At 69.9% G+C, this 17,202-nt stretch carries 21 protein-coding genes and 4 tRNA genes; 17 read left to right on the top strand and 8 right to left on the bottom strand.

All coding sequences use genetic code 11. The features are described 5' to 3' along the window. The first annotated feature begins 60 nt into the window (after nt 1-60). The 3 genes from htpX to ABZO29_RS19010 all read left to right on the top strand — a co-directional run bounded on the left by htpX (nt 61) and on the right by ABZO29_RS19010 (nt 1,987). Entirely contained in the window at nt 61-921 is an 861-nt protein-coding gene (gene htpX / locus ABZO29_RS19020) for a zinc metalloprotease HtpX (RefSeq protein WP_367321384.1), read from the top strand. Beyond that, a complete protein-coding gene (locus ABZO29_RS19015) occupies nt 918-1,313 on the top strand; it encodes a YccF domain-containing protein (protein ID WP_367321383.1) in 396 nt (131 codons plus the stop codon). Before htpX ends, ABZO29_RS19015 begins: the two co-directional genes overlap by 4 nt. Nucleotides 1,314-1,420: 107 nt before the next feature. Beyond that, nucleotides 1,421-1,987 (top strand): SMI1/KNR4 family protein, encoded by a 567-nt coding sequence (locus tag ABZO29_RS19010; RefSeq protein ID WP_367321382.1) that lies wholly within the window; start codon nt 1,421-1,423, stop codon nt 1,985-1,987. A gap of 16 nt (nt 1,988-2,003) precedes the next feature. On the opposite strand, the gene ABZO29_RS19005 is transcribed toward ABZO29_RS19010, so the two are convergent. Next, nucleotides 2,004-3,251, bottom strand: coding sequence for an APC family permease (locus ABZO29_RS19005; protein ID WP_367321381.1), 1,248 nt, complete (start codon nt 3,249-3,251; stop codon nt 2,004-2,006). Between the two features lie 232 nt (nt 3,252-3,483). On the opposite strand from ABZO29_RS19005, the gene ABZO29_RS19000 reads away from it, so the two are divergent. Beyond that, nucleotides 3,484-3,750, top strand: a complete 267-nt coding sequence (locus ABZO29_RS19000; protein ID WP_367321380.1) for a GlsB/YeaQ/YmgE family stress response membrane protein — start codon at nt 3,484-3,486, stop codon at nt 3,748-3,750. 81 nt (nt 3,751-3,831) lie between these two features. Here ABZO29_RS19000 and ABZO29_RS18995 read toward each other — a convergent pair whose 3' ends face one another. After that, on the bottom strand, nt 3,832-4,320 hold the full coding sequence (locus ABZO29_RS18995) for a YajQ family cyclic di-GMP-binding protein (protein ID WP_367321379.1): 489 nt from the start codon (nt 4,318-4,320) through the stop codon (nt 3,832-3,834). A 236-nt stretch (nt 4,321-4,556) separates the two neighbouring features. Here ABZO29_RS18995 and ABZO29_RS18990 point away from each other — a divergent pair. Next, nucleotides 4,557-4,638, top strand: a tRNA-Tyr gene (locus tag ABZO29_RS18990). 260 nt (nt 4,639-4,898) lie between these two features. Here the strand turns inward: ABZO29_RS18990 and ABZO29_RS18985 are convergent. Beyond that, the gene (locus ABZO29_RS18985) at nt 4,899-5,189 is read right to left on the bottom strand and encodes a hypothetical protein (RefSeq protein WP_367321378.1); all 291 of its coding nucleotides are present in this window, start codon (nt 5,187-5,189) and stop codon (nt 4,899-4,901) included. A 90-nt stretch (nt 5,190-5,279) separates the two neighbouring features. On the opposite strand from ABZO29_RS18985, the gene ABZO29_RS18980 reads away from it, so the two are divergent. Beyond that, nucleotides 5,280-5,492 (top strand): hypothetical protein, encoded by a 213-nt coding sequence (locus tag ABZO29_RS18980; RefSeq protein ID WP_367321377.1) that lies wholly within the window; start codon nt 5,280-5,282, stop codon nt 5,490-5,492. 36 nt (nt 5,493-5,528) lie between these two features. Here ABZO29_RS18980 and ABZO29_RS18975 read toward each other — a convergent pair whose 3' ends face one another. Both ABZO29_RS18975 and ABZO29_RS18970 read right to left on the bottom strand, forming a co-directional pair. Then, entirely contained in the window at nt 5,529-6,185 is a 657-nt protein-coding gene (locus ABZO29_RS18975) for an NAD(P)H-binding protein (protein WP_367321376.1), read from the bottom strand. A 98-nt stretch (nt 6,186-6,283) separates the two neighbouring features. After that, a complete protein-coding gene (locus ABZO29_RS18970) occupies nt 6,284-7,582 on the bottom strand; it encodes an amidohydrolase family protein (RefSeq protein WP_367321375.1) in 1,299 nt (432 codons plus the stop codon). Nucleotides 7,583-7,817: 235 nt separating this feature from the next. Between ABZO29_RS18970 and ABZO29_RS18965 the strand changes: the two genes are divergently transcribed. From ABZO29_RS18965 to ABZO29_RS18945, 5 genes are all read left to right on the top strand, one after another. After that, nucleotides 7,818-7,890: transfer RNA gene (locus ABZO29_RS18965), tRNA-Thr, on the top strand. A gap of 46 nt (nt 7,891-7,936) precedes the next feature. Next, nucleotides 7,937-8,009 (top strand) — tRNA-Met (locus ABZO29_RS18960). Between the two features lie 89 nt (nt 8,010-8,098). After that, nucleotides 8,099-8,263, top strand: coding sequence for a 50S ribosomal protein L33 (rpmG, locus tag ABZO29_RS18955; RefSeq protein ID WP_003948671.1), 165 nt, complete (start codon nt 8,099-8,101; stop codon nt 8,261-8,263). Between the two features lie 102 nt (nt 8,264-8,365). Then, complete coding sequence (locus tag ABZO29_RS18950; RefSeq protein ID WP_367321374.1) at nt 8,366-8,830, top strand: MaoC family dehydratase N-terminal domain-containing protein; 465 nt, start codon at nt 8,366-8,368, stop codon at nt 8,828-8,830. 5 nt (nt 8,831-8,835) lie between these two features. Beyond that, nucleotides 8,836-9,264: a MaoC family dehydratase gene (locus ABZO29_RS18945; protein ID WP_367326176.1), complete on the top strand. Its 429-nt coding sequence runs from the start codon at nt 8,836-8,838 to the stop codon at nt 9,262-9,264. Nucleotides 9,265-9,357: 93 nt separating this feature from the next. Here the strand turns inward: ABZO29_RS18945 and ABZO29_RS18940 are convergent, their stop codons facing one another. Then, nucleotides 9,358-9,858, bottom strand: a complete 501-nt coding sequence (locus ABZO29_RS18940) for an N-acetyltransferase family protein (protein ID WP_367321373.1) — start codon at nt 9,856-9,858, stop codon at nt 9,358-9,360. A 109-nt stretch (nt 9,859-9,967) separates the two neighbouring features. On the opposite strand from ABZO29_RS18940, the gene ABZO29_RS18935 reads away from it, so the two are divergent. From ABZO29_RS18935 to ABZO29_RS18920, 4 genes are all read left to right on the top strand, one after another. After that, on the top strand, nt 9,968-10,537 hold the full coding sequence (locus ABZO29_RS18935; RefSeq protein WP_367321372.1) for a TetR/AcrR family transcriptional regulator: 570 nt from the start codon (nt 9,968-9,970) through the stop codon (nt 10,535-10,537). 94 nt (nt 10,538-10,631) lie between these two features. Further along, the gene (locus tag ABZO29_RS18930; protein ID WP_367321371.1) at nt 10,632-12,095 is read left to right on the top strand and encodes a DHA2 family efflux MFS transporter permease subunit; all 1,464 of its coding nucleotides are present in this window, start codon (nt 10,632-10,634) and stop codon (nt 12,093-12,095) included. A gap of 141 nt (nt 12,096-12,236) precedes the next feature. Continuing rightward, nucleotides 12,237-13,292, top strand: a complete 1,056-nt coding sequence (locus ABZO29_RS18925; protein ID WP_367321370.1) for a UDP-N-acetylmuramate dehydrogenase — start codon at nt 12,237-12,239, stop codon at nt 13,290-13,292. Nucleotides 13,293-13,375: 83 nt separating this feature from the next. Beyond that, on the top strand, nt 13,376-14,047 hold the full coding sequence (locus ABZO29_RS18920) for a hypothetical protein (protein ID WP_367321369.1): 672 nt from the start codon (nt 13,376-13,378) through the stop codon (nt 14,045-14,047). On the opposite strand, the gene ABZO29_RS18915 is transcribed toward ABZO29_RS18920, so the two are convergent. Both ABZO29_RS18915 and ABZO29_RS18910 read right to left on the bottom strand, forming a co-directional pair. After that, nucleotides 14,028-15,068 carry an adenosine deaminase gene (locus ABZO29_RS18915; protein ID WP_367321368.1) on the bottom strand — a complete coding sequence of 347 codons (1,041 nt, stop codon included), beginning with the start codon at nt 15,066-15,068 and terminating at the stop codon, nt 14,028-14,030. The genes ABZO29_RS18920 and ABZO29_RS18915 overlap by 20 nt on opposite strands. 127 nt (nt 15,069-15,195) lie before the next feature. Further along, nucleotides 15,196-16,422: a pyridoxal phosphate-dependent aminotransferase gene (locus ABZO29_RS18910; protein ID WP_367321367.1), complete on the bottom strand. Its 1,227-nt coding sequence runs from the start codon at nt 16,420-16,422 to the stop codon at nt 15,196-15,198. A gap of 281 nt (nt 16,423-16,703) precedes the next feature. On the opposite strand from ABZO29_RS18910, the gene ABZO29_RS18905 reads away from it, so the two are divergent. Next, nucleotides 16,704-16,776: transfer RNA gene (locus ABZO29_RS18905), tRNA-Trp, on the top strand. Nucleotides 16,777-16,883: 107 nt separating this feature from the next. Beyond that, nucleotides 16,884-17,171 carry a preprotein translocase subunit SecE gene (gene secE, locus ABZO29_RS18900; protein WP_367321366.1) on the top strand — a complete coding sequence of 96 codons (288 nt, stop codon included), beginning with the start codon at nt 16,884-16,886 and terminating at the stop codon, nt 17,169-17,171. The last annotated feature ends 31 nt before the right edge of the window (nt 17,172-17,202 follow it).

Below are 17,202 nucleotides of genomic sequence, written 5' to 3'. Positions count from 1 at the left end.
AGTGGCACCAGAGATCAGCAAGCAAAGGGTTCCCCTGCTGCACCACTTGGAGGGCGTACCGTGCACCGCCGGCACAACGGGCTCAGGACCGCAGTACTCCTCGGGGGGCTGTCGGCACTCATCATCGTCATCGGCAGCTTCTTCGGCCGTACGGGGCTCGTCGTCGCGGTCCTGATCGCCCTGGGCACGAACGCGTACGCGTACTGGAACAGCGACAAACTGGCACTGCGCGCTATGCGCGCCCGCCCGGTCAGCGAGTTCGAGGCCCCCCGGCTCTACCGGATGGTCCGCGATCTCTCCACCCAGGCCCGCCAACCCATGCCGCGCCTGTACATCTCCCCGACGGAGGCGCCGAACGCCTTCGCGACCGGCCGCAACCCGCGCAACGCCGCCGTGTGCTGCACGGAGGGCATCCTGCGCATCCTCGACGAGCGCGAGCTGCGCGGCGTCATCGGCCACGAGCTCAGCCACGTCTACAACCGCGACATCCTGATCTCCTCGGTCGCGGGTGCCCTCGCCTCGGTGATCATGTTTCTGGTCAACTTCGCCTGGCTGATCCCGATCGGCCGCTCCGACGACGACGACGGCCCCGGCCTCCTCGGCATGCTGCTGATCATGATCCTGGGCCCGCTCGCGGCCACCCTCATCCAGCTCGCCATCAGCCGCTCCAGGGAGTACGAGGCAGACGCGTCCGGCGCCCAGCTCACCGGCGACCCTCTGGCACTCGCGAGCGCCCTTCGCAAGCTCGAATCGGGCACCAAACAGCTCCCGCTGCCCCCGGAGCCCCGCATCGAGACCGCGAGCCACATGATGATCGCGAACCCGTTCCGCCCCGGCCAGGGACTGTCCAAGATGTTCTCCACACACCCGCCGATGACGGAGCGCATCGCCCGGCTCGAGAAGATGGCAGGCCACCAGTGAAGACCATTCTGAACATCATCTGGCTGATCCTGAGCGGCTTCTGGCTGTTCCTCGGCTACATGGCCGCGGGCATCCTGCTGTGCCTCACGATCATCGGCATTCCGTTCGGCATCGCGGCTTTCCGTATCGGCGTCTACGCCCTGTGGCCCTTCGGGTACACGACGGTCGAGCGCCGCGACGCCGGCAGCCCCTCCTGCGTCGGCAACGTCCTGTGGCTCGTCCTGGCGGGCTGGTGGCTGGCGATCGCTCACATCACCACGGGCATCGCCCTGTGCCTCACGATCATCGGCATCCCGTTCGGCATCGCCAACTTCAAGCTCATCCCGGTCTCGCTGCTCCCGCTGGGCCGCGAGATCGTCCGCACGGACCAGCCGTTCTCTTCGCGCTGGTAGGGCCGCGCAAGGTCTGGTGACGCAGCGTCGGGCCTGCCGGTTTTCCACAAGGGGCCAGTTGTCCACAGGCCGGCCCGACTGTCAGTGGCGGCTTGCATCATGAACGCATGACCGAGATCGAGCAGTTGCTGGCGCGGGTGGAGACCAAGGCCCGCAACACCCGCCCCTGGGGCTGGCCCACGCTTCCCGACCCCGTGGACGCGGCCACGCTCGCCCGCGCCGAGGCGTCCCTCGGCTTCCGCCTGCCCTCACTGCTCGCCGAGCTCTACGTGCGGATAGGAGACGGCGGATTCGGCCCGGAGTACGGCCTGTTGCCCCTGCTCGACAACCCGCCGGCGGGGGAGTCCGCCGCCGTCTCGCAGTACCTCGCCAACCGCGAGAGCGGCCGCAAGGATCCCGACTGGCCCTGGCCCGAAGGCGTCCTGCCCATATCCCACTGGGGCTGCGCGATGTACGCGTGCGTGGACTGCCGCTCCCCGGAAGCCACCGTCCTGCTCTTCGAACCGAACGCGGGCGAATCCGACCGCGCCTGGTTCGTGGACAGCCCCGGTCTCGCGGACTGGCTGCGCGCCTGGGTCGACGGCACCGGCTGGTACGACATCATGGACGACGAGCTGCAGATGGCTCCGTGGGACGACTTCCGCATACGCGCGACGGGGGAGCCGGCGCCATAGCCGACGGGCAACTCCCCTACCGAGCGCGCACCCACCGCCGTACGCCATAGACGACCACGCCCACCATCAGGACCCCCGCGCCCACCGCCACGGAAATGCTCGGCAGCGCGAACGCCAGCACCAGGCACCCGAGCAGCCCCACCGCCGGTACCAAGCGGCTCGCGGGAGCCGAATCGAGCGTCCAGGCCGAGGCGTTGGCCACCGCGTAGTAGGCCAGCACACCGAAGGAGGAGAACCCGATGGCTCCCCGTACGTCCACCGTGGCGGCCAGGACCGCGACGACCGCGCCCACGGCCAGCTCCGCCCGGTGCGGTACCTGGAAGCGCGGATGCACGGCCGCCAGGGCGCCGGGCAGATGCCGGTCCCGGGCCATGGCCAGTGTCGTCCGTGAGACGCCCAGGATGAGGGCGAGCAGCGAGCCCAGCGCGGCCACCGCCGCACCCACCCGCACCACCGGCACCAGCCCCGGCACCCCGGCCGCCCGCACCGCGTCGGCCAATGGCGCGCTCGACTGCCCCAGACCGTCCGAGCCCAGCACGGAAAGAACGGCGATCGCCACGCACGCGTAGACGGCCAGCGCGATGCCGAGGGCCAGAGGGATGGCGCGCGGAATGGTGCGGGCCGGCTCCCGCACCTCCTCGCCGAGCGTGGCGATGCGTGCGTACCCGGCGAACGCGAAGAACAGCAGGCCGGCGGCCTGCAGCACGCCGCCCGCCCCATCCGGCGCACCGATGTCCAGCCGCCCGGCATCCGACGCCCCGGACCCCAGACACACCACGACCACGGAAGCGAGGACCGCCAGAACCACCGCCACGATCACGCGCGTCAGCCAGGCCGACTTCTGGATGCCGCCGTAGTTCACCGCGGTCAGTGCCACCACGGCCGCGACCGCCACCGCGTGCGCCTGCCCCGGCCAGACGTACGCCCCCACCGTCAGCGCCATCGCCGCACAGGAGGCCGTCTTCCCGACCACGAACGACCAGCCCGCCAGGTACCCCCAGAAGGCCCCGAGCCGCTCGCGCCCGTACACGTACGTGCCGCCCGAGGCCGGATACAGGGCGGCCAGGCGTGCCGACGACATGGCGTTGCAATAGGCGACCACGGCGGCGACGGCAAGCCCGAGCAGCAGTCCGGACCCTGCCGCATGCGCTGCGGGGGCCAGGGCGGCGAAGATACCGGCCCCGACCATCGAGCCGAGTCCGATGACGACGGCGTCCGGGACGCCCAGGGTGCGCTGCAGCTCATCGGATCCGGACGGTTTCATGAGCGGCACCCTACTGATCGTTGCAACCGCCGGGTGATGCCGTGGCGTCCTCTTCATCAACACGGCACGAACAAGCACGCGCCGAGAACGACCGAGAACCACGAAGCACGACCGGGAACCACGTAGAAACGCCGCAACAAGGCACAGGCCCTGGGCAAAAAAACAGCATGTCCGGAGCAAAATCACGGTGCGGGGACAGTGCGGGCACAGGGCGGAAGGGCAGGTTCAGGGCATGAGCATCATCGGCTGGATCATCCTGGGACTGTTGGCCGGAGCCATCGCCAAGTTCCTGCTGCCGGGCCGTGACCCGGGCGGCTTCATCGGCACGACCCTCATCGGCATCGCGGGCGCGTTCATCGGCGGCTGGATATCGGCACGCTGGATGGACCACCCGATCACCAAGAACTTCTACGACGGCGCGACCTGGGCGTCGGCGATCGGCGGCGCGCTGGTCCTCCTGATCGCCTATCGCATCCTGTTCGGCAACTCGCGCAACTAGCGCGCCCCTGACCGCAGCCAGCAGGCGAGAAGGGTGGGCACCGCAGGGTGCCCACCCTTCCTCGTACGGCGCCCTGTCGGCTTACCGGTAGTTCACGAACTGGATCGCGAAGTCGAAGTCCTTGCCCTTCAGGAGGGCGATGACGGCCTGCAGGTCGTCGCGGCTCTTGGAGCTGACGCGCAGCTCGTCGCCCTGCACCTGGGCCTTCACGCCCTTCGGGCCCTCATCACGGATGATCTTCGCGACCTTCTTGGCGTTCTCCTGCGAGATGCCCTCCTCGATCGCCGCGAAGATCTTGTACTCCTTGCCCGAGAGCTGGGGCTCGCCCGCGTCCAGTGCCTTCAGCGAGATGCCGCGCTTGATCAGCTTGGACTGGAAGACGTCGAGGACGGCCTTCACCCGGTCCTCGGAGTTCGCCTCCATGAGGATCTTGTCACCGGACCACGAGATCGAGGCACCCACGCCCTTGAAGTCGTAGCGCTGCGAGATCTCCTTGGCGGCCTGGTTGAGGGCGTTGTCGACCTCCTGCCGCTCGACCTTCGAGACGATGTCGAAACTGGAGTCGGCCATGTCCTGTGGCTCCTTGTATCGGGGTGCGTAATCGGGTGCGTATCGGGGGCGCCTCGGCGTAGACGGGGCTGCCGCCGAGCCCGGCATGAGTCCCGGGCCGCATCCGCATAAGCCTAGCCACCCAGCCCTCTCCGGGAGGCGAGCAATCGAGTGGCGAAGCACCCCTCGGCATCGGGTATCGTTTACGTCGTTGCCACGGAGCACCGCCGAAAAGCGGTTCGAGCGGCAGCAAACCCGGCGGTGTGCCCGAGCGGCCAAAGGGAGCAGACTGTAAATCTGCCGGCTCAGCCTTCCCAGGTTCGAATCCTGGCGCCGCCACGCTAGTGGGAATCGGCCCCCGACCAGCACGTCTGGTCGGGGGCCGCTCTCGTTTCCACGTCGGCTCGTGTGCTCTTCGTTCTGCGCTGTTCTCTTGGCTTTCGTGTACTCGTGGCGCGGTCTCGTGACCTTGATCACGCGGTTGGCGGGGTCTTCTGGCCGAGGAGGGAAACAGGCCGGTTTCGGTGCGGAGGCCATGGCCCACCGGAAGTCCCGAACGCCTGGGAAGCGGCAGGAAGGGGAGTGAGCAGCAGGGCGCGCTACTCCTCCTCGGCCGACTCCTCGCCGCCCGTCCTCGCCTCCCTCTTCACGTCCGCCTCGATCTCGTTGCGCGGCTTCCCCTCGTCCTTGGCGTACTCGGTCACCGCGGCCTGTACGTCCCGTGCCAGATCGCGCCATGCGCGCCATGCCGTTTCGTATGTGTCCGTCTGCGTCTCCGTCCACGGGGTCGCCGTGGGGGCTCCGTAGGTGTCGCGCAGTTGCAGGACCTTCGCGTGCGCCTCGTTGGCCGCGCGTTGCTTCTCCACCAGTTCATCGAAGGTATGTGCCACAAAACGGATGCTAGGGAGCAGATCGCACTTCCGCGCGGTGAGCGGGCGGAGCGGCGGTACCCGCGTGGCGCACTGGGGCACACTGGCCCCATGTCCGCCCGTCGCAGAACCTGCCCCGAATGCCGTCGTGAGATCGCCGTCGTCGCGGGGCGCTTCGCGCGGCACGACCCGCCGGGGGCGCGGGAGAGCGGGGAGCTCGTCTCGTGTCCCGGCTCGCGCAGGCAGGCGCAACTCGGTGCCGTCCAAGCCTCGTTGGACGGGTACGCGGTCCCGGATTTTCCCGGGCAGCTTCCGTTGTTCTAGGAGTGCTCCAGGAGACGGTCAGCCCGTCATCGCACGTCAGTTCCCCGCCACGGACTTCACCGCCACCGACACCGGCGTCGACCCGCCGATCAGCTCCAGCGTGAGACCGGCCGTCGCCGAGGTGTCCACCAACTCCGCGAGTACGGCGGCGACGTCGTCGCGTGAGACCGAGCCGCGGCCCGTGTGCGCCTCCAGGCGTACGAGACCGGTGCCGGCGTCGTTCGTCAGCGAACCGGGGCGCAGGATCGTCCAGTCCAGGGCGTCCAGACGCTGGACGTGCGCGTCGGCCTCGCCCTTGGCACGCAGGTAGACGTCGAAGACCTCGTTGCCCTCGTGCTTCGGGTTCGCCCCCATGGACGACACCACCACCAAGCGCCGTACGCCCGCCCGGACCGCCGCGTTCGCGAAGAGCACCGCCGCGGCCTTGTCCACCGTTTCCTTGCGCGTCGCTCCGCTGCCCGGGCCCGCGCCCGCCGCGAAGACCGCCGCGTCCGCTCCCTGCAGATGTGCCGCGACCTCCTCGACCGAGGCCGACTCCAGGTCGAGAAGGACCGGTTCGGCGCCCGCCTCCCGCAGGTCGTCGCCCTGTTCGGCGTTGCGGATGATGCCCGCCACCTCGTCCCCGCGCACTGCGAGCCGCCGCTCCAGCCGCAGCGCGATCTGACCATGACCACCAGCGATGACAATGCGCATGTCTTCGACCGTACGCCCGGACGGCCCCGTCCGCCGCATGGCCTCCGCACGACCGCGACCGCGCACCAGGGCCCGCGCGTTCACGTGGGGCCCCTACCTCACGACAGCTTCCCCCGCCCCTGCCGCGGCAGCCCCAACTCCGCGTTCGCCGTCGAGTCGCAGTACTCCCGCACCGCGCTCGTGCGTGCCACCACGCGCCCCCGGTGGATCACGATCCGGCTGTACGCCAGCGACAGCGCCCCCGCCAGCCGGTCTGCCCGCACGGCGAGCAGCTCGGCCGGGAAACCCGCCTCCACGCGCACCTCGGGAAGCCCCAGCACCTCTCGCGCCGACGTGCTCACGGCGTCGTACGCGTCCTCGGGGCGCAGGCCGTGGCGGGAGGCCAGGAGGTACGCCGCCTCGAGCGGGTCGCCGCGCCCCACCGGGTTCGACACGTCCCGCAGTGCTCCGCTGCCCGCCGCGACCCGCACACCGGCCGCGCGCAGCAGCCGCACGGGCGCCGTACCGCGCCGCTCGACGCCGCCGCAGCCGCCCTGCGGCAGGCACACCACCGTCACTCCGGCCGCCGCGAGCTGGTCCGCGGTTCGGGAGGCGGCCTCGGCGGGCAGCCGGCCGAGGCCGCCGCACGGGCCGAGGGTCACGCCTGGGCGCAGTCCGCCGGCCATCGCGGCCAGGCGGGCGAGGCGGGCCGGGTCGCCGGCGTCGGTGTGGAGGTCGACGGGGCGGCCGTGCTCGGAGGCGACCTCCAGGACAGCCTCCACGTAACCCGTCGGATCAGGGTCCAGATCCGGACAACCGCCCACGACGCCGGCGCCCATCTTCACCGCGTCGCGCAGTATCGCCAGCCCGTCGGCGCCGGCCACTCCGGTCAGTACTCGCGGCGTCGCCACCGTCGTCAGCTCGGCGAGCCCGCGCAGTGCACGCCGTGCCTTCAGTACGGCGGCCAGCGCGCCGAGCCCCTGTACGTCGCCCACGCGCACGTGTGCCCGCAGTGCGGTCGACCCTTGGCCGAGGTGCAGGAGGGCGGCCTCGGTCGCCCGGCGCTGGACGTCCTGGGGCGCGTACGAGACGGGGCCGCCGACGTCGGCCGACAGGGCGGTGTCGGCGTGGGCGTGCGACTCCGCGGGCGCCGGCAACAGGAGATAGCCGCTGAGGTCCACCCGTGTTCCGCAGTCGCGCGAGGTGCCCGTCGCCAGGCTGCCGGCCGTGCCGACCGCTTCGATCCGTCCTGCGCCCAGCCGTACGTCCACGGTCCGGCCGTCGGTGAGGCGTGCCCCGCACAGCAGGAGGGCGGCCGTGTCGGCCGGTCCCGCCGAGCCCGAACCCGAGGAGCCCGAGCCCGAGGCCCCCGAGGACGAGGACGACGAGTGGGGCGGCTGCGGCTGGCTGTCGGGCATCGCGCTCCAGGGGCTCGGGGACTGCGCCCGGAACGGCGCAAGATCACGCAGAGTGAGTCGAGCCTAGGACGGTGGTCCGCACCTGACGGGGAGGAGCGCAATAGTCGTACCGGTGTGGTTCCGCGGGCCTGAGGGGCGCGGGAGACCGTCGGGAGGACCGTGGAACCGGCCCGCTCGGGGTACCCGAAACGGATTTGGGTGAACGGCGGCGGAGCGTGTAATGTCTTCATCGCTCGCCCCAATAGCTCAGTCGGCAGAGCGTCTCCATGGTAAGGAGAAGGTCTACGGTTCGATTCCGTATTGGGGCTCTGGTGAGAGAGGTTCCCGCCGCGAGGCGGGGGCGGATCGCACCGCAGCGGTGTAGCTCAGTCGGTAGAGCAAGCGGCTCATAATCGCTGTGTCACCGGTTCAAGTCCGGTCACCGCTACTCACAGTAGCCGATTGCGGGGTCGGTCCTTCGATCGGCTACTCTTTCTTGCGTTGAATTGACCCATCCGTTCGTCAAGGAGCACTCACGTGGCTGCCACCGACGTCCGCCCGAAGATCACGCTGGCCTGCGTGGAGTGCAAGGAGCGGAACTACATCACCAAGAAGAACCGGCGTAACAACCCGGACCGTCTTGAGATGAAGAAGCACTGCCCGCGTTGCAACGCGCACACCGCGCACCGCGAGACGCGATAAATCAGGCTCGTACGACGAGGCCGCTCCCGAGTGATCGGGGGCGGCCTCGCGTCGTTGAGTGAGCTGTACCGGTCAGTAGAGCAACCAGGAGGTGCCGAGTCCATGGCGCTCGACCAGTCCTTCGTGGGGCGGACCTATCCGCCCACCGAGCCCTACGAGGTGGGCCGGGAGAAGATCCGTGAGTTCGCGGAGGCGGTGGGGGACACCAACCCGGCGTACACGGACCCGGAGGCCGCCAAGGCGCTCGGCCACTCCGATGTCGTCGCCCCGCCCACCTTCGTCTTCGCGATCACCTTCAAGGCCGCGGGGCAGGTCGTCGCGGACCCGCAACTCGGCCTGGACTACAGCCGCGTGGTGCACGGTGATCAGAAGTTCGCCTACACGCGTCCCGTGCGCGCCGGCGACCGGCTCACGGTCACCTCGACGATCGAGGCGATCAAGTCCCTGGCCGGCAACGACATCCTGGACATCCGCGGCGAGGTCCACGACGAGGCGGGCGAGCACGTCGTGACCGCCTGGACCAAGCTCGTGGCTCGCGCGGCAGACTCCCACGAAGGGGCGGCATGACACCGATGACGGCGAGGATTTCGTACGACGACGTCGAGGTCGGCACCGAGCTGCCCGCCCAGACCTTTCCCGTGACCCGCGCCACCCTCGTCCAGTACGCGGGCGCCTCCGGGGACTTCAACCCGATCCACTGGAACGAGAAGTTCGCCAAGGAGGTCGGGCTGCCGGACGTCATCGCGCACGGCATGTTCACCATGGCCGAGGCGATCCGCGTGGTCACCGACTGGACCGGCGACCCGGGCGCGGTCGTCGAGTACGGCGTCCGCTTCACCAAGCCCGTGGTCGTCCCCAACGACGACAAGGGCGCGGTGATCGAGGTCAGCGCCAAGGTCGCGGCCAAGCTCGAGGACAACACCGTACGGGTGGACCTGACCGCGACGAGTGGCGGTCAGAAGGTGCTCGGGATGTCCCGGGCGGTCGTACGGCTGGCCTGACAGGCCGGACCGACGCATACGACGTTGTAAGGGGTGCTCCCAAGGGCGGGGCGCCCCTTACGTGTAAGGCCCGGCCGCCAGTGGCTGCGCCTGTTACCCGCCGGTCTCGCGGCGGAAGCACACCCGGTCCTGCCCGGGCCCGTCGTAGTCGCTGTGCACGGGCACACCGTCCAGCTGCCGGTCGCCTTCCTCGAACGCGAATCCCATGGCGCGGTGGAAGGCGATGGATCCGGCGTTCCCGGGGGAGGTGATCGCCCGTACCTCGCGACGGCCCGCCTCGGCAGCCTGCTGGAAGAACGCCGTGTAGAGGTGCCGGGCCACGCCCTGCCCGCGCAGGCGTGGGTCCACTCCGACGAAGTGGATGTAGGCCTCCTCGTCGTTGTCCGCGGCGTGGAAGCCGATGAGGAAGGCCCTGATGCCCTCGTCGTCCTCGAGGACCAGGCTGGTGCCGGCGAAGAACTGCAGGAACAGCCGGGGCAACAGCAGAGACAGTTCGCGGGCCTGCTCCGGAGTGCGTGAGTCGCCCCACCACCGCTGGACGCACTCGACGAGCGTGCCGTGGTCGGAAAGGCGCGCCTGGCGCAGGTCGGGCACGGATGCTCCTCTCGGTCGGTTCCCGTATTCTCCCGGTCCTCGCATCGCTTTCTCCTGGTTCCCCGTATCACCCTTGACTTAGTTAGTGATTGAGTACTAACTTCGTCGCATGGTCAGGATGAGCGCAGAGGAGAGGCGCGAGAGCGTCATCCGCGCGGCGACGAGCGAGTTCGCCCTGGGTGGCTATCACGGCACGTCCACCGAGGCGATCGCCAAGCGTGTCGGTGTCTCGCAGCCCTATCTCTTCCGGCTCTTCCCGGGCAAGAAGGCGATCTTCCTGGCGGCCGCCGAACGCTGCGTGGAGGAGACCATCCGCACCTTCGAAGAGGCCGCCAAGGGGCTGGAGGGCGAAGAGGCCCTGCATGCCATGGCGAACGCGTACACCAAGGTCATCGTGGAGCGGCCCGAGCGGCTGATGATGCAGATGCAGATGTACGCCGCCGTCGCCGCGGCCGAGGCGGAGGGTGACCACGGATTCGGCGAGGCCGTGCGCGCCGGCTGGATGCGGTTGTGGGACACCGTCCATCTGCCGCTCGGTGCGGACATCGGCGAGACGACGACCTTCATGGCGTACGGGATGCTCATCAACACCCTCGTCGCCATGGGCTTTCCGCCCGAGCACCGGGTCTGGGAAGGGCTGTATCCGTCGGCGCGGCTGGACGGGCGGCTGGAGAAGTAGGGGAACAACGGGAAGGCACCTGTGTGCCTTTTCATGACCACTTAAGTTAGTCAGCAATAACTAATCAGGCTCAGCGAGACGCTCTGGGGGAGCGATGTCACAGCAGACCGCGCAGCACGCGCAGACCGCGCCACCCGCACGTCGCGGGGGAGCCGTCTGGGCCCTCGTCATCACCAGCGTCGCCGGATTCATGGCGGCCCTCGACAACCTCGTCGTCACCACCGCCCTGCCCTCCATCCGCAAGGACCTCGGCGGCGCGCTGGACGACCTGGAATGGACCGTGAGCGCCTATACGCTCACCTTCGCCGTCCTGCTGATGTTCGGCGCGGCGCTCGGCGACCGCTTCGGCCGCCGCCGGATGTTCCTCGCCGGGCTCACCGTCTTCACCGGCGCGTCGGCTGCCGCGGCCCTGGCACCCGGCATCGGCTCACTCATCGCCGCACGCGCGGTGCAGGGCGTCGGCGCGGCCGTCATGATGCCGCTGACGCTGACCCTGCTCACGGCCGCCGTGCCCGTCGCCAAGCGCGGCATGGCCTACGGCATCTGGGGCGCCGTCAACGGGCTCGCGGTCGCCTCCGGACCGCTCATCGGCGGCAGCCTCACCGAACACATCTCCTGGCAGTGGATCTTCTGGCTGAACGTTCCGCTGGGCCTGGCCCTGCTGCCGCTCGCCCGGCTGCGTCTCGCCGAGTCCCACGGCACCGGCGCCGCGCTCGACGTCCCCGGCACCCTGCTGGCCAGCGGCGGCCTCTTCGGGATCGTCTACGGTCTGGTCCGCGGGCCGGCCGACGGCTGGACCAGCTCGCTCGTGCTGACCGGACTGATCGCGGGCGGCGTGCTGCTGGCCGCGTTCGTCTTGCACGGGATGCGGGCAGCGAACCCGATGCTTCCGATGCGGCTCTTCCGCTCCCGCGCCTTCTCCGGGATCAACGCGGCGAGCATGCTGATGTTCCTCGGGATGTTCGGCTCGATCTTCCTGCTCAGCCAGTTCCTGCAGGGCGTGCTCGGTTACTCGCCGACCGAGGCGGGGTTGAGGATGCTGCCGTGGACCGGCATGCCGATGCTGGTCGCGCCGATCGCCGGCATCCTGTCCGACCGCATCGGTGGCCGTCCGGTCGTCGCCGCGGGGCTCTTCCTGCAGGCGGCGGGGCTCGGCTACATGGCCTCCGTGGTGGCGGTCGACGTCTCCTACGCGGCCCAGCTGCCCGGCCTGATCATCAGCGGTGTCGGCATGGCGTTGTTCTTCGCGCCGGCCTCGAACCTGGTGATGTCCAGCGTCCTGCCCAAGGAGCAGGGCATCGCCTCCGGCGCGAACAACGCGTTGCGGGAGGTGGGCGGTGCGTTGGGCATCGCGATCATGGCGTCGATCTTCTCGGCGCAGGGCGGGTACGAGAGCGGCCAGGCCTTTGTGGACGGGCTGCGGCCGGCGCTGGTGACCGGTGGTGCGGTGGTGGCGGTGGCCGGGGTTGCGACGCTGTTGATTCCGGCGCGGAAGCGCGCGGCGGGGGGTTCGGAGCCGGCCGGGTCCATGCCGGTGCTGGAAGGGGTCGGCTCCTGAACCGTCGGTACGTGCGGCCCTGCCATTGCGGCGGGGCCGTTCGCGTTCGTGTGGCAGGCGCCGTGGGCTGGTGCCGGGCGGCTGGGTTCGCTCAGCAGACGGCGGACAGGGCTGTCAGTCGCGTCTCGTAGTCTTGGGCGCGTGCAGGAACTCCACGATGCTCCCCTTGCTCCGCTGACCACCTTCCGGCTGGGTGGTCCCGCGGACCGGCTGGTGACCGCGACGACCGACGCCGAGGTGATCGCCGCCGTCAGCGAGGCCGACGCCGCCGGGACGCCGCTGCTGATCATCGGCGGTGGTTCGAACCTGGTCATCGGTGACAAGGGCTTCGAGGGCACAGCCCTGCGCATCGCCACGCGTGGCTTCGAGCTCGTCGGTACGCGGCTGGAGCTGGCGGCCGGCGAGGTGTGGACCGACGCCGTCACCTGCACGGTCGAGGCCGGACTGGCCGGCATCGAGTGCCTGGCCGGCATCCCCGGCTCGGCGGGCGCGACCCCGATCCAGAACGTCGGGGCGTACGGCCAGGAGGTCTCGGCCACGATCACCGAGGTGATCGCGTACGACCGCGAGGCGGGCGGGACGGTCACCCTCACCAACGCCGAGTGCGGCTTCTCGTACCGCCACAGCCGCTTCAAGGCCGACCCCGAGCGCTATGTCGTCCTGCGTGTCCGCTTCGAGCTGGAGGACGCCGGCGGACTGTCGGCACCCCTCAGATACGCCGAGACCGCCCGCGCGCTGGGCGTGGAGCCCGGCGACCGCGTGCCGCTCGCCGACGCCCGGGAGACCGTGCTGAAGCTGCGTGCGGGGAAGGGCATGGTGCTGGACCCCGAGGACCACGACACCTGGTCGGCAGGGTCCTTCTTCACCAACCCGATCCTCAAGGACGCCGACTTCGCCGTGTTCCACGCGCGCGTGAAGGAGCGCCTGGGTGAGGACGTCCAGCCGCCCGCCTACCCGGCGGGGGAGGGGCACACCAAGACCTCCGCGGCCTGGCTGATCGACAAGGCGGGCTTCACCAAGGGCTACGGCAGCGGCCCGGCCCGCATCTCCACCAAGCACACCCTCGCCCTCACCAACCGGGGCGGCGCGACCACCGAGGACCTGCTCGCGCTGGCCCGTGAGGTCGTGGCCGGGGTGCGCGAGGCCTTCGGGATCACGCTGGTCAACGAGCCGGTGACGGTGGGCGTCAGCCTCTGAGGACGTGCTGAGCGGTATTTCCGTTGCCGACGGCTCCCCGGGACCGCGACGCTGGGACACATGAGGAACCCAGGGCACCCTGCATGAGGCTGAGACTGCGCGAGTTCCGGCCCAGGAGCGGTCCGTACGAGCGCCGGGTCGTCCAGCCCCGGCAGCCCCTGCGCCACACCTCCCTGCGCGGCCCCGACCCGATCGGCCTGCTGCTGGGCGACCACGACGGCCTGAACCGGCTCGCCGGACTGTTCTCCTTCGCCGCCTACTCCCGCCACACGATCGTCCACGTGCCGCTGCGCGACGGGGTCCCGCCCGACGAGGGCTGGGGCGAGCCGGTCGACCTCGTGCTGGCCCACCACACCCTCGGCCTGCGGCCCAGCCAGTGGCCCGAACTGCGCCAGAAACTGCGCCAGGGCACTCCGCTGACCGTCCGCACGGACGAGGCACGCACCGCCCGGGACGCCGAGTCCTGGCGCGCGCGATGGGGACGGCCGGACTTCCGGGACGAGCTGCGGCACACCACCCACGCCCGAACGTTCTTCCTGTTCGGCAGCCGGGACGTCTTCGCCGAGACCGCCACGGACTTCGCGTACGCGGCGGGCTGGGGGCCGCGACAGAAAGGAGTCGTCAAGGGGCATTCGGCGCTGATGACGTCGCTGCCGAGGCTGGTCCAGCCACCCGGCGGCGGACACCCCGTCGAGGTGCTGATCTGCTTCAAGCCCCATCCGCCCTACGCCCACTTCAAGCGGCCGGGCCGCTGAGCCAGTCGTCCACCCCTGCGAGCAGCTTCCGCTTCACCTCGTCCGGCGCCGCCGACCCACGTACCGACTGCCTGGCCAGTTCCGCCAGTTCCTCGTCCGTGAAGGCGTGATGGTCCCGGGCCAGCTCGTACTGGGCCGCCAGGCGGGAGCCGAAGAGGAGGGGGTCGTCGGCGCCCAGGGCCATCGGGACGCCCGCGTCGTACAGGGTGCGCAGGGGGACGTCCTCCGGCTTCTCGTAGACGCCCAGGGCCACGTTCGACGCCGGGCAGACCTCGCAGGTCACGCCCCTGTCGGCCAGGCGCTTCAGCAGCCGCGGGTCCTCCGCCGCCCGCACCCCGTGGCCCACCCTGTGCGCGTGCAGGTCGTCCAGGCAGTCGCGGACCGAGGACGGGCCGGTCAGTTCGCCGCCGTGCGGGGCCGACAGCAGACCTCCGTCCCGGGCGATCGTGAAGGCGCGGTCGAAGTCCCTTGCCATGCCCCGGCGTTCGTCGTTGGAGAGGCCGAACCCGACCACGCCGCGGTCGGCGTAGCGCACGGCCAGTCGGGCCAGCGTGCGGGCGTCCAACGGGTGCTTCATTCGGTTCGCCGCCACCAGGACCCGCATCCCCAGCCCGGTGTCCCGCGCCGTCGTCTCCACCGCGTCCAGGATGATCTCCAGGGCCGGGATCAGCCCCCCCAGCCGGGGCGCGTACGACGTCGGATCCACCTGGATCTCCAGCCAGCCCGAGCCGTCCTTGAGGTCCTCCTCCGCGGCCTCCCTGACCAGGCGCTGGATGTCCTCCGGCTGCCGCAGGCACGAGCGTGCGGCGTCGTACAGGCGCTGGAAGCGGAACCAGCCCCGCTCGTCCGTGGCCCGCAGCTTCGGCGGCTCTCCGCTGGTCAGCGCTTCCGTCAGCGCCTCCGGCAGACGCACTCCGTACTTGTCGGCGAGTTCCAGCACGGTTCCCGGCCGCATCGAGCCGGTGAAGTGCAGGTGCAGATGGGCTTTCGGTAGTTCAGAGACATCACGTACACGCTCCATTCGAGGATCCTGCCGTACGTCCCTCGGGTCCCGGTAGCGGTTTCCCCTTTAGTGGTCTTGCTCGCACAAAGGGACGGGGCCGCAACTCCCGGATCCGGGAGTTGCGGCCCCGCGAAAGCGCCGGACCTCAGTCCTGTGCCTCCGCCAGCAGCTTCTGGATGCGGCTCACGCCCTCGACCAGGTCCTCGTCGCCCAGCGCGTAGGACAGCCGCAGATAGCCCGGTGTGCCGAAGGCCTCGCCCGGGACCACCGCGACCTCGGCCTCCTCCAGGATCAGCGCGGCCAGCTCGACCGTGTCCTGCGGGCGCTTGCCGCGGATCTCCTTGCCCAGCAGGGCCTTCACCGACGGGTACGCGTAGAACGCGCCCTCGGGCTCCGGGCAGAGCACGCCGTCGATCTCGTTGAGCATCCGCACGATGGTCTTGCGGCGGCGGTCGAAGGCCTCGCGCATCGTCGCGACCGCCTCCAGGTCGCCGGAGACCGCGGCGAGGGCGGCCACCTGGGCCACGTTCGAGACGTTCGACGTGGCGTGCGACTGCAGGTTCGTCGCAGCCTTGACGACGTCCTTCGGGCCGATGATCCAGCCGACCCGCCAGCCCGTCATCGCGTAGGTCTTGGCGACACCGTTGACCACGATGCACTTGTCGCGCAGCTCGGGCAGCAGCGCCGGCAGCGACACGGAGGCCGCGTCACCGTAGACCAGGTGCTCGTAGATCTCGTCCGTCAGCACCCACAGGCCGTGCTCGACGGCCCAGCGGCCGATCGCCTCGGTCTCGGCCTCCGAGTAGACCGCGCCGGTCGGGTTCGACGGAGAGACGAAGAGCACGACCTTCGTCTTCTCCGTGCGGGCCGCCTCCAGCTGCTCCACGGAGACGCGGTAGCCGGTCGTCTCGTCCGCGACGACCTCGACCGGGACACCGCCGGCCAGGCGGATCGACTCCGGGTACGTCGTCCAGTACGGCGCCGGGACGATGACCTCGTCGCCCGGGTCGAGGATCGCGGCGAAGGCCTCGTAGATGGCCTGCTTGCCGCCGTTGGTCACCAGGACCTGCGAGACGTCGGGCTCGTAGCCGGAGTCGCGCAGCGTCTTCGCGGCGATCGCGGCCTTCAGCTCGGGCAGGCCGCCGGCCGGCGTGTACCGGTGGTACTTGGGGTTCCTGCAGGCCTCGACGGCCGCCTCGACGATGTAGTCGGGGGTCGGGAAGTCGGGTTCGCCCGCGCCGAAGCCGATCACCGGACGCCCGGCGGCCTTCAGGGCCTTCGCCTTGGCGTCCACGGCGAGGGTGGCGGACTCGGAGATCGCGCCGATACGGGCGGAGACCCGGCGCTCGGTGGGAGGGGTTGCAGCGCTCATGGGCCCATCGTTTCAGACCGGAAACGTGCCCGGCACGCGGGTTTCACGGACTGAACAGCCCCGGGCAAACCTGTGAACACCCGTCCGTATCCGTGCGGTGGCCTGGTGATCTTCCGGCGATTTCCCGACGATCTTCCGTCGGCAAGGCCCCTACGGGCGCTTTCTGTTCGACGGGGGGCCCAGGACCACGTACACTCTCACCTCGTTGGCCTTCAGCAGCCGCGCCATAACCGGGGCACACCGAGCACCCGGCCGGATGCGGTACGTTGGGGGGCACACAAAGGGTCGTAGCTCAATTGGTAGAGCACTGGTCTCCAAAACCAGCGGTTGGGGGTTCAAGTCCCTCCGGCCCTGCTACACAATCCGCCAGGATGTGTGCGCATGTACGTACAGCGAATGCACCGCCGTGCGGCTCAGACCGGGCGCGGCACGGCCACGACCCGGAATCAGGTGAGGACGTAATGACGGACGCCGTGGGCTCCCTCGACACGCCTGATGCCCAGGACGAGGCGCTGGAGACCAAGAAGAAGTCCCGCAAGGGCGGCAAGCGCGCCAAGAAGGGCCCGCTGAAGCGCCTTGCGCTCTTCTACCGGCAGATCGTCGCGGAACTCCGCAAGGTCGTCTGGCCGACGCGCAACCAGCTGACGACGTACACGACAGTGGTCATTGTCTTCGTCGTCATCATGATCGGCCTGGTCACCGTGATTGACTATGGACTCAGCCACGCCGCCAAGTACGTCTTCGGCTGAGCCAGGAGCGAAGGGCGCCGTGGTTACCGGC

The sequence above is a fragment of the Streptomyces sp. HUAS ZL42 genome, from assembly GCF_040782645.1.
GTDB lineage: Bacteria > Actinomycetota > Actinomycetes > Streptomycetales > Streptomycetaceae > Streptomyces.
The sequence above is the reverse complement of the archived record's forward strand: the minus strand, read 5'-3'. Positions and strand labels throughout refer to the sequence as shown.